Source organism: Streptomyces violaceoruber (genome assembly GCF_033406955.1).
Lineage (GTDB): Bacteria > Actinomycetota > Actinomycetes > Streptomycetales > Streptomycetaceae > Streptomyces > Streptomyces violaceoruber.
Genome location: NZ_CP137734.1, coordinates 6,016,131 through 6,041,471, shown reverse-complemented (window position 1 = coordinate 6,041,471; position 25,341 = coordinate 6,016,131). Strand labels below are relative to the sequence as shown.

At 73.0% G+C, this 25,341-nt stretch carries 23 protein-coding genes, 1 other RNA gene and 1 pseudogene; 11 read left to right on the top strand and 14 right to left on the bottom strand.

Features of this window, described 5'->3' with window-relative positions:
* Positions 1-30: 30 nt before the first annotated feature.
* Entirely contained in the window at positions 31-1,464 is a 1,434-nt protein-coding gene (locus R2E43_RS26940; protein ID WP_332056644.1) for an HtaA domain-containing protein, read from the bottom strand.
* A gap of 103 nt (positions 1,465-1,567) precedes the next feature.
* Between R2E43_RS26940 and R2E43_RS26935 the strand changes: the two genes are divergently transcribed.
* The 7 genes from R2E43_RS26935 (at position 1,568) to R2E43_RS26905 (ending at position 9,024) form a co-directional block, all read left to right on the top strand.
* On the top strand, positions 1,568-2,608 hold the full coding sequence (locus R2E43_RS26935) for a heme/hemin ABC transporter substrate-binding protein (protein ID WP_016326081.1): 1,041 nt from the start codon (positions 1,568-1,570) through the stop codon (positions 2,606-2,608).
* Positions 2,605-3,696 (top strand): FecCD family ABC transporter permease, encoded by a 1,092-nt coding sequence (locus R2E43_RS26930; protein ID WP_003976540.1) that lies wholly within the window; start codon positions 2,605-2,607, stop codon positions 3,694-3,696. Before R2E43_RS26935 ends, R2E43_RS26930 begins: the two co-directional genes overlap by 4 nt.
* Positions 3,693-4,535, top strand: a complete 843-nt coding sequence (locus tag R2E43_RS26925; protein ID WP_332056643.1) for a heme ABC transporter ATP-binding protein — start codon at positions 3,693-3,695, stop codon at positions 4,533-4,535. The genes R2E43_RS26930 and R2E43_RS26925 overlap by 4 nt, the downstream gene beginning before the upstream one ends.
* 233 nt (positions 4,536-4,768) lie before the next feature.
* A complete protein-coding gene (gene efeO / locus R2E43_RS26920) occupies positions 4,769-5,923 on the top strand; it encodes an iron uptake system protein EfeO (RefSeq protein WP_011028244.1) in 1,155 nt (384 codons plus the stop codon).
* 14 nt (positions 5,924-5,937) lie between these two features.
* Complete coding sequence (gene efeB, locus R2E43_RS26915; protein WP_011028245.1) at positions 5,938-7,200, top strand: iron uptake transporter deferrochelatase/peroxidase subunit; 1,263 nt, start codon at positions 5,938-5,940, stop codon at positions 7,198-7,200.
* Between the two features lie 2 nt (positions 7,201-7,202).
* Entirely contained in the window at positions 7,203-8,075 is an 873-nt protein-coding gene (gene efeU, locus R2E43_RS26910; RefSeq protein WP_003976536.1) for an iron uptake transporter permease EfeU, read from the top strand.
* Positions 8,035-9,024, top strand: a complete 990-nt coding sequence (locus tag R2E43_RS26905; protein ID WP_003976535.1) for a hypothetical protein — start codon at positions 8,035-8,037, stop codon at positions 9,022-9,024. The genes efeU and R2E43_RS26905 overlap by 41 nt, the downstream gene beginning before the upstream one ends.
* 15 nt (positions 9,025-9,039) lie before the next feature.
* On the opposite strand, the gene R2E43_RS26900 is transcribed toward R2E43_RS26905, so the two are convergent.
* From R2E43_RS26900 to R2E43_RS26875, 6 genes are all read right to left on the bottom strand, one after another.
* Positions 9,040-9,771, bottom strand: a complete 732-nt coding sequence (locus R2E43_RS26900) for a bifunctional DNA primase/polymerase (protein WP_003976534.1) — start codon at positions 9,769-9,771, stop codon at positions 9,040-9,042.
* Positions 9,772-9,876: 105 nt separating this feature from the next.
* Positions 9,877-10,524: a TetR/AcrR family transcriptional regulator gene (locus R2E43_RS26895; protein WP_003976533.1), complete on the bottom strand. Its 648-nt coding sequence runs from the start codon at positions 10,522-10,524 to the stop codon at positions 9,877-9,879.
* A gap of 62 nt (positions 10,525-10,586) precedes the next feature.
* A complete protein-coding gene (locus R2E43_RS26890; RefSeq protein ID WP_030871500.1) occupies positions 10,587-11,249 on the bottom strand; it encodes a response regulator transcription factor in 663 nt (220 codons plus the stop codon).
* A 31-nt stretch (positions 11,250-11,280) separates the two neighbouring features.
* Entirely contained in the window at positions 11,281-12,261 is a 981-nt protein-coding gene (locus tag R2E43_RS26885; protein ID WP_030871499.1) for a small ribosomal subunit Rsm22 family protein, read from the bottom strand.
* Between the two features lie 553 nt (positions 12,262-12,814).
* Positions 12,815-13,987, bottom strand: coding sequence for a serine hydrolase domain-containing protein (locus tag R2E43_RS26880; RefSeq protein ID WP_173943938.1), 1,173 nt, complete (start codon positions 13,985-13,987; stop codon positions 12,815-12,817).
* Complete coding sequence (locus R2E43_RS26875) at positions 13,948-15,234, bottom strand: multidrug effflux MFS transporter (protein ID WP_189283820.1); 1,287 nt, start codon at positions 15,232-15,234, stop codon at positions 13,948-13,950. Before R2E43_RS26875 ends, R2E43_RS26880 begins: the two co-directional genes overlap by 40 nt.
* Before the next feature lie 118 nt (positions 15,235-15,352).
* Here R2E43_RS26875 and R2E43_RS26870 point away from each other — a divergent pair, with 118 nt between their 5' ends.
* Positions 15,353-16,399 (top strand): Gfo/Idh/MocA family protein, encoded by a 1,047-nt coding sequence (locus R2E43_RS26870; RefSeq protein WP_168715519.1) that lies wholly within the window; start codon positions 15,353-15,355, stop codon positions 16,397-16,399.
* Here R2E43_RS26870 and R2E43_RS26865 read toward each other — a convergent pair.
* Complete coding sequence (locus tag R2E43_RS26865; protein ID WP_106517792.1) at positions 16,386-18,062, bottom strand: alkaline phosphatase D family protein; 1,677 nt, start codon at positions 18,060-18,062, stop codon at positions 16,386-16,388. The two genes, R2E43_RS26870 and R2E43_RS26865, sit on opposite strands and share 14 nt — an antisense overlap.
* Before the next feature lie 132 nt (positions 18,063-18,194).
* On the opposite strand from R2E43_RS26865, the gene R2E43_RS26860 reads away from it, so the two are divergent.
* A complete protein-coding gene (locus R2E43_RS26860) occupies positions 18,195-18,986 on the top strand; it encodes an SDR family oxidoreductase (protein WP_030871493.1) in 792 nt (263 codons plus the stop codon).
* 248 nt (positions 18,987-19,234) lie between these two features.
* On the opposite strand, the gene R2E43_RS26855 is transcribed toward R2E43_RS26860, so the two are convergent.
* On the bottom strand, positions 19,235-19,561 hold the full coding sequence (locus tag R2E43_RS26855) for a hypothetical protein (RefSeq protein ID WP_003976525.1): 327 nt from the start codon (positions 19,559-19,561) through the stop codon (positions 19,235-19,237).
* Positions 19,562-19,714: 153 nt separating this feature from the next.
* Here R2E43_RS26855 and R2E43_RS26850 point away from each other — a divergent pair, with 153 nt between their 5' ends.
* Complete coding sequence (locus R2E43_RS26850; protein WP_003976524.1) at positions 19,715-20,257, top strand: DoxX family protein; 543 nt, start codon at positions 19,715-19,717, stop codon at positions 20,255-20,257.
* 30 nt (positions 20,258-20,287) lie between these two features.
* The gene (locus R2E43_RS26845; protein ID WP_011028253.1) at positions 20,288-20,629 is read left to right on the top strand and encodes a MazG-like family protein; all 342 of its coding nucleotides are present in this window, start codon (positions 20,288-20,290) and stop codon (positions 20,627-20,629) included.
* A 64-nt stretch (positions 20,630-20,693) separates the two neighbouring features.
* Here the strand turns inward: R2E43_RS26845 and R2E43_RS26840 are convergent, their stop codons facing one another.
* From R2E43_RS26840 to R2E43_RS26825, 5 genes and pseudogenes are all read right to left on the bottom strand, one after another.
* The gene (locus R2E43_RS26840) at positions 20,694-21,695 is read right to left on the bottom strand and encodes a polysaccharide deacetylase family protein (RefSeq protein ID WP_093455966.1); all 1,002 of its coding nucleotides are present in this window, start codon (positions 21,693-21,695) and stop codon (positions 20,694-20,696) included.
* A gap of 29 nt (positions 21,696-21,724) precedes the next feature.
* Complete coding sequence (locus R2E43_RS26835) at positions 21,725-22,732, bottom strand: glycoside hydrolase family 11 protein (protein ID WP_093455967.1); 1,008 nt, start codon at positions 22,730-22,732, stop codon at positions 21,725-21,727.
* A 384-nt stretch (positions 22,733-23,116) separates the two neighbouring features.
* An RNA gene (gene rnpB, locus R2E43_RS26830) (RNase P RNA component class A) lies at positions 23,117-23,519 on the bottom strand.
* A gap of 70 nt (positions 23,520-23,589) precedes the next feature.
* Positions 23,590-24,354: pseudogene (locus R2E43_RS39030) on the bottom strand (DMT family transporter); the annotation flags it as partial.
* 82 nt (positions 24,355-24,436) lie between these two features.
* Positions 24,437-25,273 carry an AraC family transcriptional regulator gene (locus tag R2E43_RS26825; RefSeq protein WP_332056642.1) on the bottom strand — a complete coding sequence of 279 codons (837 nt, stop codon included), beginning with the start codon at positions 25,271-25,273 and terminating at the stop codon, positions 24,437-24,439.
* Between the last annotated feature and the right edge of the window lie 68 nt (positions 25,274-25,341).

Sequence of the window (25,341 nt, the reverse complement as noted above, 5' to 3'; positions counted from 1 at the left end):
TCCTGGGGTGTCGGGGGGTGTCGGGGGTGTTCAGCCCTGCTCCGGGTCCGCGGGGGACGCGGCGGGCCGGGCGCGGTTGCGCCTGCGCTGGGCGACGGTCACGAGGGCCGCGGCCGCCAGCAGCAGGGCGCCGGCCGCGAGGGAGACGGGAAGTGCGGGGAAGTCGCCGTCGTCGGTGGTTGCGGCGGCGGGGGCGGCGGAGGGGTCCGCGCCGGTCTGCTCGGGCCGCGGGCTCGCACTCGGCGCGGGCTCGCTGCCGAGGTCGGGCAGGGCGGGCAGTTCCGCGTCGGCGGTGAGGGCGACGGCGAGGGACACCGGGTCCATCTCGGTGCCTGCCCGGTACATGCCGCCGAAGGCCTTCGCACCGCGCGCGGTGAGCTTGGCGGGGGCCTCGGTGACCTTCACCAGACCGCCGGCCGGTTTCGGTTCGCCCGCGGTGAAGGTGACCAGGGGCACCTTCGCCTCCTTGACGTCCGGGCTCGTCACGTCGGCGTACAGCGTGCCCCGGCCGTCCTCGACGACGGTCCGTACGTTGCCGAGGCTCAGGTCGAGGCCGTGGGCGCCGGTGAAGCGGACCGTGCCCCGGAAGGCGGCGCTGAGGTCGCCGTCCTCGTACGTCCCCTCACCGCCGGGGAAGCGGAAGAGCGCGCCGCCGTCCTGGGCGCCCGCGGTGAGGGCCCACTCGCCGTCGGCGATGTCGCCGGTGACGTACTCGCGGAAGGTGCGGCGCACGCCCCAGTCGACGGCGCCGTCCTGGAGCGTGCCGCCCGGCGTCTGCGCGGGCTTCGGCGACTCGGCGGACGGTGCGGGGGTGTCCGCCGGCCGCGTCTGCCGCTTCGGCGCGGGCGCCTTCACGTCGGCGGACAGGCTCACCGGGTCCAGTGCGGTGCCGGCGGTGTAGTACCCGGCGAAGGACTGGGCGCCCTCGGCGGTGAGGGTGGCGGGGAGGTTGTCCAGGGCGACGGTGCCGCCGCCGCCCCGCATGTCGATGCCGCCGAGGGAGAGGGAGGCGAAGGGCACCTGACGGGACGTCGTGACCGCCCCGGTGTCCTTCGCCCTGCTGACGACGTCCAGGTGGAGCGTGCCGGTGGAGCCGGAGATGCTCACGGTGGGACGGCTGAGGGTGAGGTCGAGCTGGTGGGCGCCGGTGCTGGTGCGGTGGCCGAGGAAGTGGACGCCACCGGAGAAGGCGGCGCGGAAGGCACCGGTGTCGCCGTCGTAGGTGCCGGTCGCCGAGTGGAAGCGGAACGAGCTGCCGCCGACGGTGGCCGCACCCCCGTTGAGGGAGTAACCGCCCTTCGCCACGGGCCCGGTGACATAGGTCTGGAACGAGGACTTGATGCCCCAGTCGAGCCGTCCGCCCTGCACGGTCCGGCTCTCGGCGTGTGCGGCGGCCGCGGGGAGCAGCGCCGCGAGGACCGCCGCGCACAACACGGTGACCAGGGCGCGAAGACGGGCGGGCATGCGAAGTCCTCCGGGTCGGGGGGCCGGTAGCGAACAAAGGTAAGGCTAACCTAAGCTCAAGCCGACTGACACTGGCGGTCGACCCGAGAGGACGGACGGAAAAGTGCGACGCTTGCGAGACCGACTGGCGGGAGCACTGCTGTCCGCGCTCGCCCTCACCCTGACCGCGACCGGATGCGCGGGCTCCTCCGACGCCTCGTCCGACGCCTCGTCCGGCGCCGGTTCCGGCGCGGCGGCCCCCTCGGCGGCGGAGCCCGTCGCGAACCGGGTCGAACCACTCGGCAGGAGACCCGAGCCCCGGCTTCCCGTCACCGTCCGCTCCGCCGACGGCGAGCGCGTGACGGTCGGTCGGGCCGAGCGGATCGTCCCCCTGTCCGGCAGCCTCAGCGAGATCGTCTTCACGCTCGGGCTCGGCGACCGGGTCGTCGCCCGGGACGTCACCGCCACCTTCGAACAGGCGGCGAAGCTCCCGGTGGTCACCCGGGGCCACGACGTCTCCGCCGAGAGCGTGCTCTCCCTCAGGCCCGACCTGGTGATCGCCGAGACCACCACGGGCCCCGAGGAGGCGGTGGGCCAGATCCGCGCCGCCGGGGTCCCGGTGCTCTTCGTCGAGGCGGCGAAGGGGCTGGCCGACGTGGGCCCGCGCATCGGGGCGGTCGCCGACGCGCTCGGCGTACCGGCGGCCGGGAAGGAGCTGACCCGGCGCTCGGAGCAGCGGATCGAGGCCGTGCGCAAGGGCGTTCCGCACGGGAAGGAGCCGCGGGTCGCCTTCCTCTACCTGCGCGGCTCGGCCTCCGTCTACCTCATCGGCGGCGAGGACTCCGGCGCCGGGTCGCTGATCGAGGCGGCCGGGGCGGTGGACGCCGGGGCCGCCTCCGGCCTCGGCAAGGACTTCACCGCCATCACCAGCGAGGCCCTGGCCGAGGCCGCGCCGGACGCGATCCTCGTGATGAGCAAGGGACTCGCATCGGTCGGCGGCGTGGACGGCCTGGTGCGGATCCCCGGCGTCGCCCAGACCCCGGCCGGGATGGACCGCCGGATCGTCTCCGTCGAGGACGGCGTACTGCTCAACTACGGCCCGCGCACCGACCAGGTGCTGAAGTCGGTCGTGGCGCAGCTGTACGGCGAGGCGGGCGCCAAGTGACCGTACGGGACAAGCCGGTCCGCGCACCGGCGCCCGCGGACCCCGCCGCCCCCCGCGCCCGGCGCACCACCGCCTGGCTGCTGACCGCCACCCTCGCCGCCGGCCTGCTGGTCCTCGTCCCGGTCGCGGCCGGTACCGGCGCCTACCCGATCCCGGTCGGCGACGTGCTCGGCTCGCTGCTGCACCGGGCGGGGCTCGGCGGCACGGAACTGGACCGGGTGGCCGAGTCGGTGCTGTGGAACGTGCGGTTCCCCAGGATCGTGCTGGCCCTGCTGGTCGGCGCCTCACTCGGGTGCGCGGGCGCGCTGATGCAGGGCGTGTTCGGCAACCCGCTCGCGGAGCCGGGCGTCATCGGCGTCTCCTCGGGCGCGGCGGTCGGCGCGGTCGGCGCCATCGCCTTCGGCCTGAACTTCCTCGGCACCTGGACGGTGTCCGTCTTCGCCTTCGCCTCCGGTCTGGTCACCGTCCTGGTCGTCTACGCGATGTCCCGCTCGGGCGGCCGCACGGAGGTCGTGACCCTGATCCTCACGGGCATCGCGGTGAACGCCTTCGCGGGGGCGCTGATCGGGCTGTTCCTGTTCTTCGCGGACACGGCGGCGGTCAACCAGATCACCTTCTGGCAGCTGGGCTCGCTCGCCCAGGCGACCTGGCCGAAGGTGCTGGCGGTCCTGCCGTGCGCGGCGCTCGGCCTCGGGCTGGCCCCGCTGTACGCCCGTCGCCTCGACCTCCTCGCGCTCGGCGAACGCCCGGCCCGCCACCTGGGGGTGGACGTGGAGCGGCTGCGGATCGTCCTGGTCCTGGTGATCGCCCTGCTGACCGCGGCGGCGGTGAGCGTGGCCGGTGTCATCGGCTTCGTCGGGCTCGTCGTCCCGCACCTGCTGCGGATGACGGCCGGGCCGGGCCACCGGTTCCTGATTCCGGGCAGCGCGCTGCTCGGCGCGCTGGTCCTGCTCGCCGCCGACCTGGCCGCCCGCACCGTCGCGGAGCCGGCCGAACTGCCGCTCGGGGTGCTGACGGCGCTGCTGGGCAGTCCGTTCTTCTTCTGGCTGCTGCGCCGCACCCGGCGCAGGCAGGGAGGCTGGGCATGAGAGGTGTGAAGCTGCCGCGGCTGGTGCCGTCCCGTCCGGTGCCCCCGCCCCCGGCCGCCCCCGGTGAGGTCCTCGCCGCCGCCGAGGGACTGCGCGTGCACCTCGGCGGCCGGCCGGTCCTCGACGGGGTGGACGTGGAGGTCCGCGCGGGCGAGGTGCTCGCCCTGGTCGGCCCCAACGGGGCGGGCAAGTCCACCCTGCTGGGCGCGCTGGCCGCCGACGTCCCGGCCGCCGAGGGGGTCGTACGCGTCCACGGGCGCCCGGTGTCGGACTGGTCGGCGCCCGAACTCGCGCTGCGCCGGGCGGTGCTGCCCCAGTCGGCGTCGCTGTCCTTCCCGTTCGCGGTGGAGGAGGTCGTCCGGATGGGCCGGGCGCCCTGGGCGGGCGGCGACCGGGCGGACGAGGACGAAGCGGCCGTGGCCGAGGCGATGGCACGCACGGAGGTGGCCGGATTCGCCGGGCGCCCGTTCTCCGCGCTCAGCGGCGGCGAACGGGCCCGCGTGGCCCTCGCCCGCGTCCTCGCCCAGCGCGCTCCCCTCCTGCTGCTCGACGAGCCGACCGCGGCCCTGGACCTGAGGCACCAGGAACTCGTGCTGCGGCTGTGCCGGGAGCGGGCGCGGGCCGGGGACGCGGTGGTCGTCGTCCTGCACGACCTCGCGCTGGCGGCGGCGTACGCGGACCGGGTGGCGCTCCTGCGCTCGGGCCGGATCGCGGCCGGGGGCCCGCCCTCGGAGGTGTTCGCCGAGGGGCTGCTGTCCGAGGTCTACGACCAGCCGGTGGAGGTGTTCCCGCACCCGCGCACGGGCGCGCTCCTCGTCGTCCCGCACCGCTCGCCGTGACGCCCGCCCCGGCGATTTCCGCCCCCGGGAGAGGCCCGTCTTTGACGCACCTTTGACCTCCCCATGAGCACTTGATTGAGCCACCGTGACCGGCCCGTGCCCATACACCGTCCATGAGATTCGGATCACCGCATGGACGGGTTTTGCTTAGGAAATCCTTAGGTATGTTAGGCCAGCCTCACCTTCCCTGCGAGGCCCGTCACGCGCACTTTCGGCCATCCCTTGGAGCCCGCATGCGAGCCGCCAGACTCTCCCTCGTCACCGCCGTAGCCACCGCCGCGGCCCTGGCCGCCGTCACGGGGTGCACGGAGAAGAGCGGCGCCGAGGACGGCGAGCACGTCGTCACGGTGACGGCGACGGACGACAAGTGCGAGGTGTCGAAGGTCCGGTTCCCGGCCGGACACGTCGAACTCGCCATCGAGAACAAGGGCTCCAAGGTCACCGAGGTCTACCTCCTCTTCCCCGACGACCGGGTGGTCACCGAGCGGGAGAACATCGGCCCCGGCACCAGGCAGCGGGTCACCGCCGAGGTGAAGGCCGGCGACTACCGGATCGCCTGCAAGCCCGGCATGAAGGGCAAGGGCATCCGCCAGGACGTGCAGGCCACCGGCGGCAAGGCCGCCGCGCGCGACCCGCGCCTCGACGAGGCCGTGGCCGCCTACCGCCAGTACGTGCAGCAGCAGGCCGACGAGACCCTGCCGAAGGCGGAGGCGTTCGCGAAGGCCGTCAAGGCCGGCGACCTGGCGGCCGCGAAGAAGGCGTACGCCCCCTCCCGCATCGGCTGGGAGCGCACCGAGCCGGTCGCGGAGTCCTTCGGCGACATCGACCCGCAGGTCGACGTCCGCGAGGACGGTCTGGAGGACGGCCAGGACCCGGCGACCGACTGGACCGGCTGGCACCGCCTGGAGAAGGCGCTGTGGCAGGACGGGAAGATCGGCGACCGGGAGAAGGAGCTGGCCACCACCCTGGTCACCGACCTGAAGGACTGGCAGAACCGGGTCGGCAAGGCCGAGATCACCCCCACCTCCATGGCCAACGGCGCCAAGGAGCTGCTCGACGAGGTCGCCACCGGCAAGGTCACCGGCGAGGAGGAGCGCTACTCGCACACCGACCTGGTCGACTTCAAGGCCAACGTGGAGGGCGCGCAGCAGTCGTACGCGCTCCTGAAGCCGGTCGCGAAGGAGAACGACGCGGCGCTGACGACGGAGCTGGACCGCCAGTTCGCGGCGCTGGACAAGCTGCTCGACCGGTACCGCCCGAGCACCTCCTCCTACGAGTTCACCTCCTACGACAAGGTCGGCAAGGCGGACCGCAAGGAGCTGTCGGACGCGGTCAACGCGCTCGCGGAGCCGCTGTCCAAGCTCGCCGCGGCCGTGGTCACGAAGTAGGCGTGGGAGACGAGATGACGGACACCGACTCCCCCGCACCGGCCCCCTCGCCCTCCCGGCGGTCGCTGATCGGCTGGGGCGGCGCGGGCCTCGCGCTCGGCGCCGCCGCGGCGGCCGGCGGGGCGGTGGCGATGGACCGCGCCGGTGCCGACGCGGACCCGGCCGGTGCCGACGCGGGCTCCGCCGTGCCCTTCCACGGGGCGCACCAGGCGGGCATCGCCACGCCGGTGCAGGACCGGCTGCACTTCGCCGCGTTCGACGTGACGACCGAGGACCGCGCCGCCTTCGTGGCGCTGCTCAAGGAGTGGACGGCGGCGGCCCGCCGGCTGACCGCCGGTCACGCGGTGGGCGAGGGCGCCTACGGCGGCCTGCCCGAGGCCCCGCCGGACGACACCGGCGAGGCCCTGGGCCTCAAGCCCTCCCGGCTGACCCTCACCATCGGCTTCGGGCCGTCCCTGTTCACGAGATTCGGCCTCGCCGACCTGCGCCCCGAGGCCCTGGCCGACCTGCCGAAGTTCCCCGGGGACAACCTCGACAGGGCCCGCAGCGGCGGCGACCTGTGCGTCCAGGCCTGCGCCGACGACCCCCAGGTCGCCGTGCACGCGATCCGCAACCTCGCCCGGATCGGCTTCGGCAAGGTCGTCGTGCGCTGGTCGCAGCTCGGCTTCGGCAAGACCTCGTCCACGACGCCCGACGAACAGACCCCGCGCAACCTGCTCGGCTTCAAGGACGGCACCCGCAACATCGCGGGCACGGAGAAGGACCGCCTGGACCGGTTCGTCTGGGCCGCCGAGAAGGACGGGACACCGTGGATGACGGGCGGCTCCTACCTCGTCGCCCGCCGCATCCGCATGCACATCGAGACCTGGGACCGGGCCTCCCTCCAGGAGCAGGAGGACGTGTTCGGCCGCGACAAGGGCGAGGGCGCGCCCGTCGGCAAGGCCAAGGAGCGCGACGAGCCGTTCCTGAAGGCGATGAAGCCCGACGCGCACGTCCGGCTCGCGCACCCCGACTCCAACGGCGGGGCGACGCTGCTGCGCCGCGGCTACTCCTTCACCGACGGCACGGACGGCCTGGGCCGCCTGGACGCCGGCCTGTTCTTCCTCGCCTACCAGCGCGACATCCGCACGGGCTTCGTCCCGGTGCAGCGCAACCTGGCGACGGACGCGCTCAACGAGTATATCCAGCACGTGGGTTCGGCGGTCTTCGCCGTGCCGCCCGGCGTCCGCGACGCGGACGACTGGTGGGGCAGCACGCTGTTCGGCAAGGAGGCGTAACGGTGTTCTCCAACTACCTGATCGGACTGCGCGAGGGCCTGGAGGCCTCACTCGTCGTCTGCATCCTCATCGCCTATCTGGTCAAGACGGACCGCCGGGACGCCCTGAAGCCGATCTGGGCGGGCATCGGCGTGGCGGTCGCGATCGCGCTCGGCTTCGGCTGCGCGCTGGAGTTCGGCTCGCAGGAGCTGACGTTCAAGGCACAGGAGGCGCTGGGCGGTTCACTCTCCATCCTGGCCGTCGTCCTGGTGACGTGGATGGTCTTCTGGATGCGCCGCACCGCCCGCCACCTCAAGACGGAGCTGCACGGCAGGCTGGACGCGGCCCTCGCCATGGGCACCGGGGCCCTGGTGGCCACCGCGTTCCTGGCGGTCGGCCGGGAGGGCCTGGAGACGGCGCTGTTCGTGTGGGCGTCGGTGCACGCGGCGAGCGACGGCACCCCGCGCCCGCTGATCGGCGTGGCCCTCGGGCTGGCCACCGCCGTCCTGCTGGGCTGGCTGTTCTACCGGGGCGCGCTGCGCATCAACCTGGCCCGGTTCTTCACCTGGACCGGCGGCATGCTGGTCGTCGTGGCGGCGGGCGTGCTGGCCTACGGCGTGCACGACCTCCAGGAGGCCGACCTGGTGCCGGGCCTGACGAACCTGGCCTTCGACATCAGCAGCACGATCGACCCGTCGAGCTGGTACGGCACCCTGCTCAAGGGCGTGTTCAACTTCCAGCCCGATCCGACCGTCCTCCAGGTCACGGTGTGGCTGCTGTACCTGGTCCCGACACTCGCGCTCTTCCTCGCCCCGGTAGGGTTCGCCTCCGGGAAGGGGAAGGTGAAGGAACCTGATGAGCCAGGATCGCGGCCCTCGAAGGCCCCGCAGGCTTGAGAAGTGCGCGCTCATATCCGCCTCGGCGACCGTTTTGTCGCTGACGGCGAGCGGCTGCGTGGTGGTGCACGGTGAGCGCGAGGTACTCCCCTCGGCCACCCGGGCCGAGGCCGCGAAGGCGCTCGAGCGGTTCACCACCGCGTACAACAAGGCCGACAAGGCGTACGACGCCTCCCTGGACGCCGACCACACCACCGGCGCCCTCGCCGCGATCGACTCGGCGCGGCTGAAGGCGGGGGCGGCCAACCACCCGGACGGCAATCCGGCGCACGAGCCGCTGGAGCTGACCGACGCGAAGTTCACGATCCCGAAGAAGGCGGGCTGGCCGCGCTGGTTCGTCGCGGACACCAAGGCCAACAAGGGCGGCACGGCACGCTGGCTGCTGGTCTTCACCCGGGACGGCCTGGAGGAGACCTGGGAGGCGGCGTACCTGACGCTGGTCGCCCCCGGCAAGGTGCCCGAGTTCAAGACCGACCAGGACGGCTGGGCCGAGGCCGTGCCCGCGAACGCCACCGACGTGAGCGTCCCGCCGGCCGGTCTGAGCAAGGACTACACGACGTACCTTCAGGACGGCGGCAAGACCTTCGCGGACGGTGTGCACACCAGCTCCTGGCGCGCACTGCGCGAGAAGCGCTCGACCCGCCCCGGCCTGGTCACCCAGTACATCGACGAGCCGCTGACGAACGGCGACTACGCGCCGCTGGCACTGCGCACCGAGGACGGCGGCGCGCTGGTGTTCTTCACCTCGCGCCACTTCGAGAAGCAGACCGCCGCGCGGGGCGCGTCCGTGCCGACGCCGAACAAGGACGTGCTGGCCCTGACGGACGGCGAGATCAAGCAGTCGCTGACGATGGAGTTCGTCTCCAACGAGGTCGCGCTCGATCCGGCGGACGGGCAGGTGTCGGTACTGGGCCGGGTCCAGGGTCTCACTTCGGGCAAGGGCGAGTAGGAGAGCCCGGGGCGCTCAGCGGCGCAGCGGCCAGGAGGCTCCCTCGTGGTCGCCCTCCGCACCGGCGTGCCGGGCGCAGGCGTCGGTGAGGGTCTCCAGCAGGGTCAGCGGATCCGGCAGCGGATGCTCGGGGCCGCGCACCCAGCGCACCGTGCGGTGTTCCCCGGGCAGCCGGGCCGGCGGTACCAGCACATAGGAACCGCGGCAGTGCCAGCGCAGCCCCGGATGCTCGTCCATGGTCTCGGGGTGGCAGTCCAGCTCGCAGGGCCACCACTCGTCCTCGTCCTCGGGGGTGCCCCGGGTGAGGGTGAACAGCAGCATGCGTCCGTCGTCGCTCTCGGCGACCGGCCCAACCTCGACACCGGCGGCGAGCAGCCGCTCCACCGCCTCCCGACCGGCCTCCAGGGGCACGTCGAGCACGTCGTGCACCATGCCGGTCGCGGTGATGAAGTTGGCCTCGGGCTGATGCCGGGCCCAGCGCTCGATCTGGGCGCGGTCGGTGGTGGACTGCGTCTGCCAGGCGAACGACACCGGGTGCCGGGCGGGGGTGGGACAGCCCACGCGGTCGCAGGAGCAACGGTATCCGGCGGGGTGCGCGGCGGGCGCCAGGGGCAGTCCGGCACCGGCGGCGGCGAGCAGCAGGTCCTCCCGGCCACCGTCTCCGGCGGCCTCCTTGGGGCGGCGTCCGCGCAGCCACGAGGAGAGTTTGCCCTGCAGACCGCTCCGACCGCCGAACTCCGCGCTCATCTATCCCCTTGCCTCGCCGTCGTGCGCACCAGCATGCCCTATCGTCGCACCATTCCCCGCTTCGGGGTCGCGAAGGGACAAACTTCCCTGGTCAGGCCTCTTCGGTCACCGCGGGGCGAGCCCGTGCAACGCGTAGTCGACGAGGGTGTCGGTGTAGGCGTGGGAGAACGGTCCCGTGTGCTGGAGCCAGCGCTGCGCGAGCGGGGAAACGAACAGCTCCAGCGCGATCCGCAGGTCGATGTCCTGCCGTACCTGGCCCGCCTCCTGGGCGGCCCGCAGCCGGTCGGCGTGCAGCTGGAGCGACGGCTCCAGAAGCCGGCTGACGAAGGTCCGGCCCAGCTCCTCGTTGACGACGCCCTCCGCGGCCAGCGCGCGATAGGGCGCCTCGAACCTCGGATCCCGCAGTTCGTCGACGGTGGCGCGCAGTACGACCTTGAGGTCGGCGGCGACGTCACCCGTGTCCGGGATGGTGTACGCCTCCTCACCGGCGGCCTCCACGAGCCGCTCACCCAGGTCGAGGAAGGCCTCCAGCAGGACGTCCGCCTTCGAGGACCACCAACGGTAGATGGTCTGCTTGCCGACGCCGGCGCGGGCGGCGATGCCCTCGATGGTGGTCTTCGGGTAGCCGACCTCGCCGACCAGGGCGAGGGCGGCGTCGTAGATGGCCTGGCGGGACCGCTGGCTGCGCCGGGTGGCGTCGGGGTGCGGCCGCTCGGCGGCGGGGTTCGTGATGCGTTTCCGGGTGGTGGCCATGCCCCGAAGCTACCAGCCCGACAAGACGGAACGTCTCGCGCCGGCCGTGGGCGGCGCTTCGCTCAGTGGCGTGGCGCCCGCGCGTTCTCCAGGTAGTGCAGGACGGCCGCCACCCGCCGGTCGACCTGGTCGGCCGGGGACAGGTCGAGCTTGGCGAAGATGCTGCGGATGTGCTTGTGGACGGCGCCGTCGGTGACCACGAGCCGCCCGGCGATGGCGCTGTTGCCCAGGCCCTCGGCCATCAGGGCGAGCACTTCCCGCTCCCGCGGGCTGAGCCGCTCCATCCGGGTGTCCTGCCGCGTCCGGGTGAACAACTGGGCGACGACCTCGGGATCGATGGCGGTGCCACCGCCCGCGACCCGCCCGAGCGCGTCCATGAACTCCTCCACCCGGCCGACGCGCTCCTTGAGCAGGTACCCCAGACCGCCCACCCCACCGGTCAGCAGGTCGGTGGCGAAGGACTGCTCCACGTAGGCGGACAGCACCAGGACGGCGAGTCCGGGGTGCCGCCGCCGCGCCTCGACGGCCGCGCGGACCCCTTCGTCGGTGTGGGTGGGCGGCATCCGCACATCGAGGATGGCCACGTCGGGCGCGTGCTCGTCGATGGCCGCGAGCACCGACTCCGCGGTGTCCGCGGTGGCGACCACGTCCAGGCCCTCGGCCCGCAGCAGCAGGGCGAGCCCCTCGCGCAGCAGCGGATCGTCCTCGGCGATCACGATCCGCAGGGCGGGCCGCACGTCACGTTCCACTTCTTCCTCAGTCCTCCCCGGGCGGCCAGGGGTCGCCCCAGGCAGCGTCGCGGGCCGCCTTGTACAGGTCGCCGTGCCGCTTGGTGACCGTACTCCGCCGCAACCGCTCGTCGGATGCACACAGGTCCAGCAGCACCTGGCCCTTGCGGATCTGCGGACGCCGGACCACCCGGGAGGCGGCGGGTTCGACGGGGAGCCGGGTGGCGGCGACGTAGCTGAACTTCTCGTCCTCGTACGCGAGGGACCCGCTCTTGACCTGCCGGTGCAGACTGGACCGGCTGACACGCGCTGCGAAGTGGCACCAGTCCGTGCCGGCCTCGATGGGGCAGGCGGCACTGTGCGGGCAGGGCGCGGCGACCCGGAACCCGGCGGCGATCAGCCGGTCGCGGGCCTCGATGACGCGGGCGTACCCGGCGGGGGTGCCGGCCTCGACGATCACGACGGCGCGCGCGGCGCCGGCGGCGGCGTCGACGAGGGCGGCGCGGTCGGAACCGGTCAGCTCGTTGAGTACGTAGGACACCGTGACGAGATCAACGCTCTCGATGTCGAGCGCCGCTCCGATCCGCGAACGCCGCCAGCGGGCCTCGCGCAGGGCGGGCAGCGAGGCGGCGATCTCCTGGCCGAGGACGAGCGCGGGTTCGGCCCAGTCGAGCACGGTCACCGAACGCGTCCCGCCCCAGGTGTCGCTGACGGCCCAGGTCGCGGCGCCGGTCCCGCCGCCCACGTCCAGGTGGCTGCCGGGCACCCAGTCCGGCACGGCCTCGGCGAACGCGGTCAGCGCCGAGCGCACGGCGGCGAAGGTGGCGGGCATGCGGTAGGCGGCGTAGGCGACGACGTCGGCGCGGTCGCGCAGGATGGGGGCGTCGGTGGGGGTGTCCCCGCGGTAGTTGGCGATCAGCCGCTCCACGGCCCGGGCGGCCTGTCGGGGCGGCAAGCCGTCGACGAGGTCGGCGAGGGTGGCGCGCAGGGTGTCGGCGGGGTCGTTCACCCGGAGATTGTACGAGGCACTCCGTGGGTGGGGCGGGGGCCCGGGGTTGCCTGGTGCCCGAGGTGGGTGCGGGGCGGGTCGTGCGGCCCGGCGTCACCCGGCCCCCCCGGGGTGGGTGCGGGCGCGAGGGTGACGCGGCCCGGCGTTGCGGGGTGCCGCTGCGCCCACCCGTGCCGCCCCAGCGGCACGACTGCCCGCAGCTGCGGCGGCGTGGCGGCGGCGGCCCGCAGCCGGGGCGGGGACGGGCGGTCAGCCGCGTACGGCGAGAAGCGGGACGCGGAGCGAGAGCGGGCCGCAGCCGCGTACGGCGAGGAGGGAGACGCGGAGCGTGGGCGGGGAGAGCCGCGTACGGCGAGGAGGGGGCGTGTCGGGGAGTGTCCGCCCGCAGCGGTTGGCGCGTCAACGCCCCGAGCCTCCGTAGCCAACCGATTCCGCGCCGTTCCGAGGACGGACACCCCCCGGCGCGCCCCCGACCCACCCACCGGACAAACCGCGCTACCCGCACCCCCACCACCCCGCACAGGCCGCCGCAGGCACCCGCCCCCGCGGACGATCAGGCCCGCACCGCCCGCGCCACCCGCGTGCACAGCGCCGCGCGGGCCCGGTTGTCCGGGGCGCGGCGGCGCGGATGGACCGTGTTGGCGAGGAGGATCGCGAAGGTGTCCGTCACCCGGTCGAGGACCAGCATCGTGCCGGTGAACCCGGTGTGCCCCGCCGCCCCGCGCCCCGCCAGCTCGCCCATGAACCACGGCTGGTCCAGGGCGAACCCGAGCCCCGGTTCGGCCAGGAGCAGTTCCACGAAGTCCGGCCCGAGGATGCGCGCGGGTCCGTGGGAGCCGCCCGCCAGCAGCGTCCGGCAGAAGACCGCCAGATCCCGCCCCGTGGAGAACAGCCCCGCATGACCGGCCACCCCGCCCAGCGCCCACGCGTTCTCGTCGTGGACGACCCCGCGCAGCATCCCCCGGTCCGCCTTGGCCCACGGCCGCCGCTGGTCCTCCGTGGCCGCGGCGCCCGGACACGGCCCGAAGCCCGTCGCCGTCATGCCCAGCGGCCGGGTGATCCCGTCCCGGACGAGGACGTCGAGCCCCCGCCCGGTGATGCGCTCCAGCACCTGTTGCAGGAGCAGCATGTTCAGGTCCGAGTAGCAGTACGTGCCCGGCACCCCCACCGGCGGCTCCGCCCGCAGCCGCCGCAGCCGCGCCTCCTTGTCGGCGAAGGCGCCGCTGTCGTACAGCGGGAGTTCGGGCCGCAGCCCGGAGGTGTGGGTGAGCAACTGCCGTACGGTGACGCGGTGCTCGGCCGCGGCCCGGAAGTCCGGCAGGTAGGCGCCGACCTCCGCGTCGATGCCGAGCGTGCCCCGCTCGATCTGCTGCACGGCCGCCACCGCGGTGAACAGCTTCGTCAGCGAGGCGAGGTCGAAGGGCGTGTCCACGCTCATCGGCACCCGCGAGCCCTCCGGCAGCTCCACGCCCGCGTCGGTGTGCGGGTCGTAGGAGGAGTAGCGCACGGCCCAGCCCGCCGCGGCCTCGGCGGCGAGCACGGGCCCGCGTCCGACGGCCACGACGGCGCCCGCCGCCCAGGGGCGTTCACCGGTGGTGAGGTCGTGCACCTGGGCGACGGCACGACGGAGCTGCCCGGGGTCGAGTCCGGCCCGCTCCGGGGTGTCGCTGCGCAGTCTCGGAGCGCTCAGTTGTCCGCTCCCTTGCCTGCTCTCTGCCCGCGGCACATGGTCACGAGGAAGCCGAGCGCCACCACCGCGGCCGTCAGCTGGACCACGGCCATCGGTACGGCGGTGTCCTCCCCCGCGATCCCGACCAGCGGCGAGGCGACCGCACCGATGAGGAAGGAGGACGTGCCGAGCAGCGCGGAGGCGGAACCGGCGGACTTCTTCACCCGCATCAGCGCCAGCGCCTGGGTGTTGGGCAGGCTGAGCCCCATCGCCGACATCAGCACGAACAGCGCGGCGGCGACCGGTCCGAGCCCGACCTCGCCGAAGACGCCCAGGGACATCAGCAGCAGCACCGTCGCCGCGGCGATCACGACGACGAGGCCGAGGCCGAGCACCCGGTCCAGCCTGACCCGTCCGACGAGGACCTTGCCGTTGATCTGCCCGACCACCACGAGGCCGATCGAGTTGAGGCCGAACAGCAGGCTGAACGTCTGCGCGGAGGCTCCGTAGATCTCCTGCACGACGAACGGCGACGCCGCGACGTAGGCGAAGAGCGAGGCGAAGGCGAAGCCGCCCGCGAGCATGTACCCGGTGAAGGCCCGGTCGGCGAGCAGGCCGCGCATCGCGCGCAGGGTGTCGCCGACGCCGCCCGCGTGCCGCTCCTCGACGGGCAGCGTCTCCGGCAGCCGGGCCCACACGACGACGCCCAGCACCACCCCGACCACCACGAGGACGACGAACACGCCCCGCCAGTCCGTCACGCGCAGGATCTGCCCGCCGATGAGCGGTGCGACGACCGGCGCGACGCCGGAGATCAGCATGAGGGTGGAGAAGAAGCGGGCCATGGCCACGCCGTCGTACAGGTCGCGCACGACGGCCCGGGCGATGACGATCCCGGCGGCGCCCGCGAGTCCCTGGACCAGCCGGAAGGCGACGAGGAGTTCCACGTTCGGCGCGACGGCGCACAGCGCGGTGGCGACGACGTAGACGGCGAGCCCGGCCAGCAGCGGACGCCGGCGCCCCCACTTGTCGCTCATCGGGCCGACGACGATCTGCCCGAGGGCCATGCCGGCCAGGCAGGCGGTGAGCGTGAGCTGGACGGTCGCGGCCGGTGCGCCCAGGGACCGGGTGACCTCCGGGAGGGCGGGGAGGTACATGTCCATCGCCAGCGGCGGCGTGGCGGTGAGGCTGCCGAGTATGAGCGTGACGAGAAGACTGATGCGCCGCCCGGCGGGCGGCGTTCGCGCTATGTGCGACGACTGAGACGTTTGCGGCGTTTGCGTGGACGGCCCGCGCTCGGGCATGTGATGTGCCCCTCCCTCTTCTGTAGATCCGCCACCTATGCTCTCAGCTCGTACGGACTTGAACGAACAAACCCGAACGACGAACGAACCTGAGCGAGGGTGGGGCAGGGTGTCAGCGGTGACCGGGCAGAAGGTGCGCTGGGGGATTCTCGCGACCGGCGGGATGGCGGCGCGATTCACGGCGGATCTGGTCGATCTGCCGGACGCGGAGGTCGTGGCGGTCGCGTCGCGGACCGAGGCGTCGGCGAAGACGTTCGCGGAGCGGTTCGGGATACCGCGGGCGTACGGCGGCTGGGAGACGCTGGCGCGGGACGAGGACGTCGACGTGGTGTACGTCGCGACGCCGCACTCGGCGCACCGGACCGCGGCCGGCCTGTGCCTGGAGGCGGGCCGGAACGTGCTGTGCGAGAAGCCGTTCACACTGAACGCGCGCGAGGCGGCGGAACTGGTCGCGCTCGCCCGCGAGAACGGCGTCTTCCTCATGGAAGCCATGTGGATGTACTGCAATCCGCTGGTGCGGCGCCTGAAGGAGCTGGTCGCCGACGGCGCGATCGGCGAGGTCCGCAGCCTCCAGGCGGACTTCGGCCTCGCGGGCCCCTTCCCGGCCGCGCACCGGCTCCGCGACCCCGCGCAGGGCGGCGGCGCGCTGCTCGACCTGGGGGTGTACCCGGTGTCGTTCGCGCAGCTCCTGCTCGGTGAGCCGACGGACGTCGCGGCGCGGGCGGTGCTCTCGGAGGAGGGCGTCGATCTGCAGACGGGCGCGCTGCTCTCGTACGAGAACGACGCGCTCGCCTCGATCCACTGCTCCATCACCGGCGGCACGCCCAACTCCGCCTCGATCACCGGCTCCGAGGGCCGCATCGACGTACCGAACGGCTTCTTCTTCCCGGACCACTTCGTGCTGCACCGCACCGGCCGGGACCCGCAGGAGTTCCGGGCCGACCCGGCCGACGGGCCCCGCGAGAGCCTCCGGCACGAGGCCGAGGAGGTGATGCGGGCCCTGCGCGCCGGGGAGACCGAGTCGCCGCTGGTCCCCCTGGACGGCACGCTGGCCGTGATGCGGACGCTCGACGCGATCCGGGACCGCGTCGGCGTCCGCTACCCGGGAGAAGCGGGATCGACGGCACAGGGAGAAGCGGCGGACCCGGTCGTCACACCGGCTTGAGCCCCGGCTCCCCCGCCTCCGTCACGAAGGACCCGGCGGTCGTGAGCGGCGCGCCCTCGGTGCCGACGTGGGACACCGTCTTGAAGTCGGCGCGCGCCGACTCGCGGCCCAGGGACACCGTGGCGTAGCCGCGCCGCCCGTTGAAGAACCTCAGGTGCGGGTTGGCGGCCATCAGGGTGTCCCAGTTGGACGGCTTCTCCGTGCCGTCGCCGCCGCTGGTGACGGACGTGGTGACGATCTCCGTACCCAGGGTCCGGGAGTCCGGGTCGTCGAAGTCGCGCTTGATGTCGAAGCCGTAGGAGACGTGCACGTCGCCGGTGAGGACCATGAGGTTCTCGATCCCGGCGGCCTGCGCGCCGGCCAGCACCCGCTCGCGGGAGGCCGGGTAGCCGTCCCAGGAGTCCATGGAGACCTTGGACGGCGTGCTCGTCGAGTTGTACCGCTGGGAGAAGGTGACCTGCTGGGGCACCACGTTCCACAGGGCGTTCGACCGGTGCCAGCCGTTGATCAGCCAGCGCTCCTGGGCGTCGCCGGTGAGCGTGCGGCCCGGGTCCTCGGACTCGGGCCCGGGGAACTGCCAGCCGTCGCCGTAGGCCTGGTTGGAGCGGTACTGCCGGGTGTCGAGGACGTCGAACTGGGCGAGCCGTCCCCAGTGCAGCCGGCGGTAGAGCTTCAGGTCCGGGCCGTCGGGCAGTTGCGGGCGGCGCAGTGGCATGTTCTCCCAGTAGGCCCGGTAGGCGGCGGCCCGGCGGATGAGGAACTCCTCGGGCGGGACGCTGTTCTCCGGTGTCTCGTCGGCGTAGTTGTTCTCGGTCTCGTGGTCGTCCCAGGTGACGACGAAGGGGTGCGCGGCGTGCGCGGCGCGCAGGTCGGGGTCGGACTTGTAGAGGGCGTACCGCAGGCGGTAGTCCTCCAGCGTCACCGTCTCGTGGTTGAAGTGCGCGGGCAGGGTGCCCGCGGGGTAGGCGCGGGAGCCGCCGGTGGCGTTCACGGCGTACTCGTACAGGTAGTCGCCGAGGTGGAAGACGACGTCCACGTCCTCCTGGGCCAGGTGCTTGTAGGCGGTGTAGTACCCCTGGTCGTACTTCTGGCAGGAGACGAGACCGAAGGCGAGGCCGGACACCCGGCTGTGCTGCGCGGGCGCGGTGCGGGTGCGGCCCACCGGGCTGACGTACCGGCCGGCGCGGAAGCGGTAGTGGTAGACGTGGCCGGGCGCGAGGTGGTCGACCTCGACGTGCACGGTGTGGTGGAACTCGGGGTGGGCGGTGGTCCGGCCTCTTCTGACGACACGGCGGAACCGTTCGTCCAGGGCCAGCTCCCAGCTCACCTCGACGCGTTTGGCGGGCAGCCCGCTGTCGGCCTGGTACGGCACCGGGGCGAGACGCGTCCACAGCAGCACCGAGCCGGGCTGCGGGTCGCCCGAGGCGACGCCGAGGGTGAAGGGGTCGGCGGTCAGCTGCGCGGCGTCCAGCTCGGCGGCGCTCGCGGTGCCGGCGGCCGGCAGGTTGACGGCGAAGGCGAGCGCGGCGGCGGCGCCGGTGACGGTCAGGAAGCGGCGGCGGCCCAGGCTGCGGGCGGCGGCGCGGAGTTCGGGCGCGTGCGAGGACTGCGACGGGGCCGGGCTCGGCGCCGAGGTCGGGGCCTGGTGGTTCGCGGGTGTCATCCGTTCCTCCCCTTGCGGTGGTTGCAAGGGGCATTCGAAGCGCCGGGAACGACCCCGGTTTGGCACGGACATGGCGATCGCGTGTCGGACGGATGAGTTCCGGATGTTCCGCGACCCGTACGCTGCCGAGTCATGAACACCGTGAGAACCACCGACGAGGAAAGCGCCGGCGCGCGGAAGGTCGCCGTCGTCACGGGTGCCGGATCCGGCATCGGCCGGGCGGTCGCCGTCGAACTGCTCACCGCCGGCTGGTCGGTCGCCCTGGCCGGCCGTCGCCCCGAGCCCCTGGCCGAGACGGCCGCGGCGGCACCGGCGGGCGGCGGCACGGCGCTCACCGTCCGCGCCGACGTGTCGCGCCCGGAGGACGTGGCGGCTCTGTTCGGCGCGGTGCGCGACCGGTTCGGGCGACTGGACCTGCTGTTCAACAACGCGGGGACGTTCGGTCCCGGCGGCTTGCCGGTCGAGGACCTTCCTTACGAGGCCTGGCGGCACGTGGTGGACACCAACCTCAACGGGGCGTTCCTGTGCGCGCAGGCGGCGTACCGGCAGATGAAGGAGCAGGACCCGCGAGGCGGCCGGATCATCAACAACGGCTCGATCTCGGCGCACACGCCGCGTCCGCACTCGGTGGCGTACACCGCGACCAAGCACGCGCTGACGGGTCTGACCAAGTCACTGTCGCTGGACGGCCGCCCCTACGGCATCGCGGTCGGCCAGATCGACATCGGCAACGCGGCGACCGAGATGACGGCCGGGATGCAGACCGGCGCGCTCCAGGCCAACGGGGAGACGGCACCCGAGCCCGTGATGGACGTCGCCGACGTGGCGCGCACGGTGCGGCACATGGCTGAGCTGCCCCTGGAGGCCAACGTGCAGTTCGCGACGGTCATGGCGACGGCGATGCCGTACGTGGGGCGCGGCTGAGCGCGGGCCGCGAACACACACGCGGACACACACATCGATTCATACATCGATTCATACAATCGGAATTTCAAGGTCCGCCGTATTGCGGCCGGTGGCGGACGTATGCTCAAATCTCCTTCACCAGACTTTCACATATGAGGCGTTGGACATCCACAACGCCCCACATGCCATACCGAGGGGGGAGGCGGCAGCCGTTCCGCCACACCGGTCGCACCGGTGGGCGGAACGGCTGCCGCACCGTTTCCCGGCTACGCCTGCCCGGTCTCGAAGCGGGCGATCCGCCCGTCCTCGTCGACGGTGAAGTCCCACCGGGTGCGCATCTCGCCCCAGGTGTCGTTGCGGTAGCGGGCGATGAGGGCGCGACCGCCGTTCGACTCGTTGTCGACCTCCATGTGGCCGTTGGAGGAGAAGATCTCCTGGTCGATCCACTGGTCGAGGTTCCGGTCGTCCCCGTCGTCGGCCATGGTGGCGCCCGGCGCGAGCAGCGCGCGGAAAGCCTCGCGGTCGTGGGCGTTGACGGCGGCGACGAAGGCGCGGACGGCCGGGTCGCTGAGTCGCGTGGTCTGAATGGTCATGGCGGCAGCGTCACACCGGCTCCACGTCCCCGCCACCGGGCGTCCCGCCCGCCGTCGCCCGCCACCACCCGAACGGCGCCCGGCGACGGGCCCGGACGCCGCGCACGGGCGACGGTGGGCAGATGAGCCGCCACCGTCCGCGAGGGAGTCGACGTGAAGTGCTGTGACCGGCGGGATCTCGGACTGCTGCTGCTCCGCCTGGGAACCGGCGGGGTGCTGGCCGCGCACGGCACGCAGAAGCTGCTCGGCTGGTTCGGCGGCGGCGGCCTCGGGGAGACCGGTCGGGCCATGGAGGCCATGGGCTACGCGCCGGGCCGGGCCAGCGCCACCGCGGCGGGTCTCGCGGAGGCGGGCGGCGGGACGCTGCTGGCGCTGGGGCTGGCCACTCCGGCGGCGGGTGCGGCCGCGGTCGGCGCGATGGCGGGCGCCGCCGCGGTGCACGCCCCCAACGGCTTCTTCGCCCAGGCGGGCGGCTACGAGTACGCCGTCTCCCTCGGCCTGACGGCGGCGGGACTCGCGGTCTCGGGCCCCGGCCGGCTCTCCCTCGACCACGCCCTCGGCCACGCGGTCAACCGGAACTGGATGGTCCCGGCCGCCTTCGCGGTGACGGCGGCGGCCGCGACGGCGGTCGTGGGGGCGCGGAACAGGCGGCTGCGCAGGGCGGCCGAGGGGCGGCAGGAGACACTCTTCGACTGACGCCCGCGGGAACGTGGCACGCTGCTCCACATGAGCGACAACCCGGACGGCGCGCGGGCCGACGACCTCTGGAACACCGTCGACGCCCTGTGGAAGTGGCTGGAGGCGGACCAGCCCGTCGGCGGCAGGGAGGGCCTGCTGCTGCGCATGCTGAAGCTGTCGGAGGAGGTCGGCGAGGTCGCCGAGGCGGTGATCGGCGCGACCGGCCAGAACCCGAGGAAGGGTGTCACGCACACCTGGGACGACGTGGAGGCGGAGCTGTGCGACGTCGTGATCACGGCGATGGTGGCCCTGCGGACGCTGACGCCCGAGGCGCGCGAGGTGTTCGGGCGGCATCTGGCGCGGGTGGCGGGGCGGTCGCTGGGTGAGTGAGTGACCGAAGGTCCGTACCCGTGGGCCTCGTCCACGGGTACGGACCCGAGGGGTCCGGGCTCGGTCAGCCCGCAGTACAGGACACGCTGGGCCAGGTCCAGTTGCCGTTGGCCTGGATGGTGGCGCCCCAGTTGTTGCCGCTGCCGTTCGACCTGGCGGTCAGCGTCTGCGCACTGGGATAACTGGCGTTGACGTTCCAGGTCGACAGGACCTTCGCCGGGGACGGCACGTTCATCGTCACCGTCCAGTCACTGGCACCGCTGACGGAGACGTTGAGGTTGTACCGGTCCCCCCACCGCTGCCCGGCGGACAGCGTCGCGGTGCAGGCACCACCGCCTCCCCCGCCGCCGTCTCCCCCGCCGCCACTGCCGTCGGGAGCGACCGCGCGGCCGGTCTGCGGCGAGATCATGCCGGAGCACAGCCCCTTGCCCGCCAGGGTCTGCGCGATGCGCGGGATGGCCGCGAGCGTGTTGGCGGGCCAGTCGTGCATGAGGATGACCTGGCCGTTGCCGAGCCGTGAGACGGCCTGCACGATCGCGTCGGTACTGGCGTTGTTCCAGTCCTGCGAGTCGACGTCCCAGATCACCTCGGTCAGCCCGTACTTGGCCTCGATCGACCGGAGCGTCGCGTTGGTCTCGCCGTACGGCGGCCGGAACAGCTTGGGCGTCCCGCCGCCGGCGCCCGCGATGGCCTGCTGGGTCCGGGAGATCTCCGAGTCCATCTGGGCCTGGCCGAGCTGGGTCATGTGCGGGTGGGTGTAGCTGTGGTTGGCGACCCACATGCCGGCGTCGACCTGGGCCCGGACCAGGGACGGGTTCTGGGCGGCGTTCTGCCCCTGGTTGAACATGGTGGCCCGCAGCCCGTTCTGCCTGAGCGCGTTGAGCAGGGACTGGGTGCTGCCGGAGGGGCCGTCGTCGAAGGTGAGCCCGACGTAACCGTTGCAGGCCGCGGCCTGGGCCGGGGCGGCGCCGGCCGCCACCGTGCCCGCGGCGGCGAGCGCGGTGACGGCGACGCCGGCGACCAGGCTGTGCAGGGGACGCGACGAGGGACGTGGTCTGGTGCGCATACGTGGTTCCTCCTCTCCGCTCTGGTGGGTCAGCCCGCGCTGCAGGACACGCTGGGCCAGGTCCAGTTGCCGTTGGCCTGGATGGTGGCGCCCCAGTTGTTGCCGCTGCCGTTCGACCTGGCGGTCAGCGTCTGCGCACTGGGATAGCTGGCGTTGACGTTCCAGGTCGACAGGACCTTCGCCGGGGACGGCACGTTCATCGTCACCGTCCAGTCGCTGGCGCCGCTGACGGAGACGTCGAGGTTGTACCGGTCGCCCCACTTCTGCCCGGCGGACACCGTGGCGGTGCACCCGCCGCCACCGCTCCCGTTGTCGCCGCCGCCGTTGTCGCCGCCGCCGGTCCCGCCGACGTTGATGCTGGAGCTGCCGCTGCTCTGGTAGCCCTCGGTGGCCATGATCATGTAGTAGCTGAAGTTGCCGAGCGGCATCCCGGCCCGGGCCCACGCGTCGAAGTGGTTGCCGGTCGTGATGGTGCCGCCGGTCCGCTTCGCCTGCCGGACGCTCCAGTACTGGTCGAAGGTGCGGGTCCCCTCGACGGAGGGCTTGTTGACGCGGGTCGTCTTGTAGATGTCGTAGGTGCCGCCGTCGCTGGTGACGGTGCCCTTGTACTCGCCCGTGGGCCGGTAGGTGCCCCAGTTGTCGACGATGTAGTACTCGACGAGCGGGTTCGACGTCCATCCGTAGAGCGCCAGGTACGCGTTGCCGGAGGGGTTGAAGCTGCCCGAGTACTGCACGGTCCGGCGGCCGCCGTTGGCCCAGCCCTTGCCCGCGACGAAGTTGCCGGTGTTGCGCCACGAGGTGCTGTACTGACCGCCGGAGCCCATGTTCATGGAGACGGTGCCCTGGCTGTCGGTCCAGAACGAGTAGTAGTAGCCGTTGTTGGTGCCCTCCTGGTTGGTCGTGACGACCGTGTCGGCCTGGGCGGTGCCCGGCAGCATCAGCGCGGCGAGCGCCGCCAGCGCGACGGCCCACGCGCTCCTGACGAGCAAGGTGACCGGACCGCGTCTGCGACGCCTCGGCTGGACGAGCAGGTTCATGGGGGGTGTTCCTCTCCTGCGGGTTCGGACAACGGCGACAGTGTTGACCTGCACCCATCAAGCGTCAACAGTTTCGGTAGAAGTTTCGAAACCTTCGACGTTCCAGAGGATGCCGCCCGGGAAAGGAAATTGCAGATCACGCACCACTCAATCCGCGTCGACACGCGGAACCCGGAATCCACTCACCGTGCCTGCCGGAAAGAAGAGGCAGCACTTCCGAAAATTTCGAAGCCACGGTCTCTGGATAGCCGCAGCGCGGACCCGCATCCTCTGGCTCTTCTTCGCGGCGGCCGCATACGGGTCCGCGACATCATGCAGCTGACCTACGGACGCTGCTGGGGGGCCTCTTCCACCTGATCACAGGGCAACGCCGCGGGGGGGCGGCAGACGAGTCGGGCTGTACGCCGGGTTCTGTTCCGACGGGGCCTCGCGGTCCCGTCGGCGACGGCCATCCATCTAGGACCGGCGTTGCCACCGGCCTCCAGCGGTCTACCCGCGGACTCGGGCGGGCAGCCCTCGAACGTCCGCGCAGAAGCACCGGGGTGCTTCCTTCTTGACCTTGCTCCGGGTGGGGTTTACCTAGCTGCCCAGGTCGCCCTGGGCACTGGTGGTCTCTTACACCACCGTTTCACCCTTACCGGGGGCCGAAGCCTCCGGCGGTCTGCTTTCTGTGGCACTGTCCCGCGGGTCACCCCGGGTGGCCGTTAGCCATCACCCTGCCCTGTGGAGCCCGGACGTTCCTCGGGAAGTCCCGTGAGGGACTCCACGCGGCCGCCCGCCCGGCTCGTCTGCCGTGTCGACCATGGTACCCGGCGAGCCTCCCGCCCCGGACCGGCCGCCGCCGTCGCGAGGACCGAGCCGGCCAGGATCAGGGTGAAGGCGACGCCGATGCCGAGGGTCAGCTCCTCGTCCAGGAGGAGGGCGCCCGCGGCGACGGCGACCGCCGGGTTGACGTAGGTGATGACGCCGGCCCGGGTCGGGCCGACCTCCTTGATCAACTCCAGGAAGGCCACGAAGGCGATCGCGGTGCAGACGAGGCCGAGACCGGCCAGGGCTGCCAGGGCCTCGCCCGAGGGGAGGGTGGCGGGCCGGGTCAGGAAGGCGGCGGGGGCGTAGACGACGGCGGCCAGGGTGAGGCAGGGGGTGATGAGCTGGAGGGTGGGGACGTCCTTGAGGTGGCGGGCGGCGATCAGGGGGGCGGTGGCGTAGCCGACGACCGTCACCAGCACCTCGGCCAGCGAGCGGGCGTCGCCGCCGGTGAGGTGCGGGACGGTGAGGACGGCGACGCCCGCGAGGCCGAGGCCGAGGCCGGTGATCCGGCGGGCGCCGACCCGTTCCTCGGCGCCGAAGAAGCGGGCCAGGAGGACGGCGACGATCGGCACGCCCGCGATCAGCAGCCCTGCGGTGGAGCTGGACAGGTGCCGTTCGGCGTCCGTCAGGGTCCACCAGGGGCCGATGATCTCGATCACGGCGAAGGCCAGCATCGGCTTCCACCGGCGCCGTACGGTCCCGAGGAGGTCTCCCTTGCGCAGGGCGAAGGGCAGCAGGAGGGCCGCGCCGAGCGCGCACCGCGCGAACACCACCCCGGACGGGGACACCTCGTCCACCGCCACCTTGATCATCAGGTAGGGGACGCCCCAGACCACTCCCATCAGGGAGAACAGGAACCAGCCGCGTGCAGTCATGCGGCGAGTCTCGGCCGCCTCACCCGGTGCGGTCTTGAACGCTGTTGCGGTACGCGGCCGGGGTCACCCCGAGGACCCGCCGGAACCAGCGGGTCAGGTGCGCCTGGTCGGCGAAGCCCACCAGCGCCGCCACCTCGGCGGGGCGCAGACCCGCGTCCAGGAGCCCGCGCGCCCTGGCCACCCGGTGCTGGGCGAGCCAGGCGTACGGCGGCATCCCCGTCGACGTGCGGAAGGCCCGCAGGAGTTGGTAGCGGGACAGGCCGAGGTCGGCGGCGAGGGCCGCCAGGGACGGCGGGGCGAGGAGTTCGTCGGCGAGCCGGTCGCGTACGACGCGGGCGACACGGCCGGCGCCGGGGACCGTGTCGTCGGCCGCGCGGGCCGTGGAGTGGCGGCGGGCCAGCGCCGTGAGCAGCCAGGGCAGACGGGACTCCGCCTCCAGCGGGTCGGGGCAGCGGGCCAGGTCCGTGTGTGCGGCGCGCAGGGCGGCGGCGAGTTCGGGATCGTCGAGGACGGGCTCGCGGAAGTGCGGGAGGACCGTGTCCGTCCGGGTGCCGTCGGTGAGGAGGTTCGGGGCGGCGTACAGGGCTCGGTAGGAGTAGCCCTCGGGGGCAGCGGGGCCGCCGGTGTGCACCTCGCCGGGTTCCAGGACGACGATGGAGCCCGGCCCGGAGTGGATGTGACCGCCCCGGTAGGCGATGACCTCGAGTCCGCCGACGGTGACGCCGACCGTGTACTCGTCGTGGGCGAGCGGGGCGTAGACGTGCCGGTCGAAGCGGGCGGTGAGGAGATCGAGGGGCGGGCCGCCCCGTCCCAGCCGGGCCCTGCTCCACCGTGCCTGCTCGCGCGCGCCCGCCATCGCTGCACACCCCCCTCTCCTCCCAGACGATCAGAGGAATCCCGCGGTGTCCAGGGCCGCGGAGCCCG

Bases quoted from the DNA above. Each gene is read 5' to 3' on its own strand.
- efeB (WP_011028245.1), top strand. From the start codon at position 5,938: ATGACGGACACCGACTCCCCCGCACCGGCCCCCTCGCCCTCCCGGCGG.
- R2E43_RS26895 (WP_003976533.1), bottom strand. From the start codon at position 10,524: ATGGCCACCACCCGGAAACGCATCACGAACCCCGCCGCCGAGCGGCCG.
- R2E43_RS26845 (WP_011028253.1), top strand. From the start codon at position 20,288: ATGAGCGACAACCCGGACGGCGCGCGGGCCGACGACCTCTGGAACACC.
- R2E43_RS26840 (WP_093455966.1), bottom strand. From the start codon at position 21,695: ATGCGCACCAGACCACGTCCCTCGTCGCGTCCCCTGCACAGCCTGGTC.
- R2E43_RS26905 (WP_003976535.1), top strand. From the start codon at position 8,035: ATGAGCCAGGATCGCGGCCCTCGAAGGCCCCGCAGGCTTGAGAAGTGC.
- R2E43_RS26865 (WP_106517792.1), bottom strand. From the start codon at position 18,062: ATGACACCCGCGAACCACCAGGCCCCGACCTCGGCGCCGAGCCCGGCC.
- R2E43_RS26835 (WP_093455967.1), bottom strand. From the start codon at position 22,732: ATGAACCTGCTCGTCCAGCCGAGGCGTCGCAGACGCGGTCCGGTCACC.
- R2E43_RS26855 (WP_003976525.1), bottom strand. From the start codon at position 19,561: ATGACCATTCAGACCACGCGACTCAGCGACCCGGCCGTCCGCGCCTTC.
- R2E43_RS26860 (WP_030871493.1), top strand. From the start codon at position 18,195: ATGAACACCGTGAGAACCACCGACGAGGAAAGCGCCGGCGCGCGGAAG.
- R2E43_RS26940 (WP_332056644.1), bottom strand. From the start codon at position 1,464: ATGCCCGCCCGTCTTCGCGCCCTGGTCACCGTGTTGTGCGCGGCGGTC.
- R2E43_RS26875 (WP_189283820.1), bottom strand. From the start codon at position 15,234: ATGCCCGAGCGCGGGCCGTCCACGCAAACGCCGCAAACGTCTCAGTCG.
- R2E43_RS26900 (WP_003976534.1), bottom strand. From the start codon at position 9,771: ATGAGCGCGGAGTTCGGCGGTCGGAGCGGTCTGCAGGGCAAACTCTCC.
- R2E43_RS26925 (WP_332056643.1), top strand. From the start codon at position 3,693: ATGAGAGGTGTGAAGCTGCCGCGGCTGGTGCCGTCCCGTCCGGTGCCC.
- R2E43_RS26825 (WP_332056642.1), bottom strand. From the start codon at position 25,273: ATGGCGGGCGCGCGCGAGCAGGCACGGTGGAGCAGGGCCCGGCTGGGA.
- efeO (WP_011028244.1), top strand. From the start codon at position 4,769: ATGCGAGCCGCCAGACTCTCCCTCGTCACCGCCGTAGCCACCGCCGCG.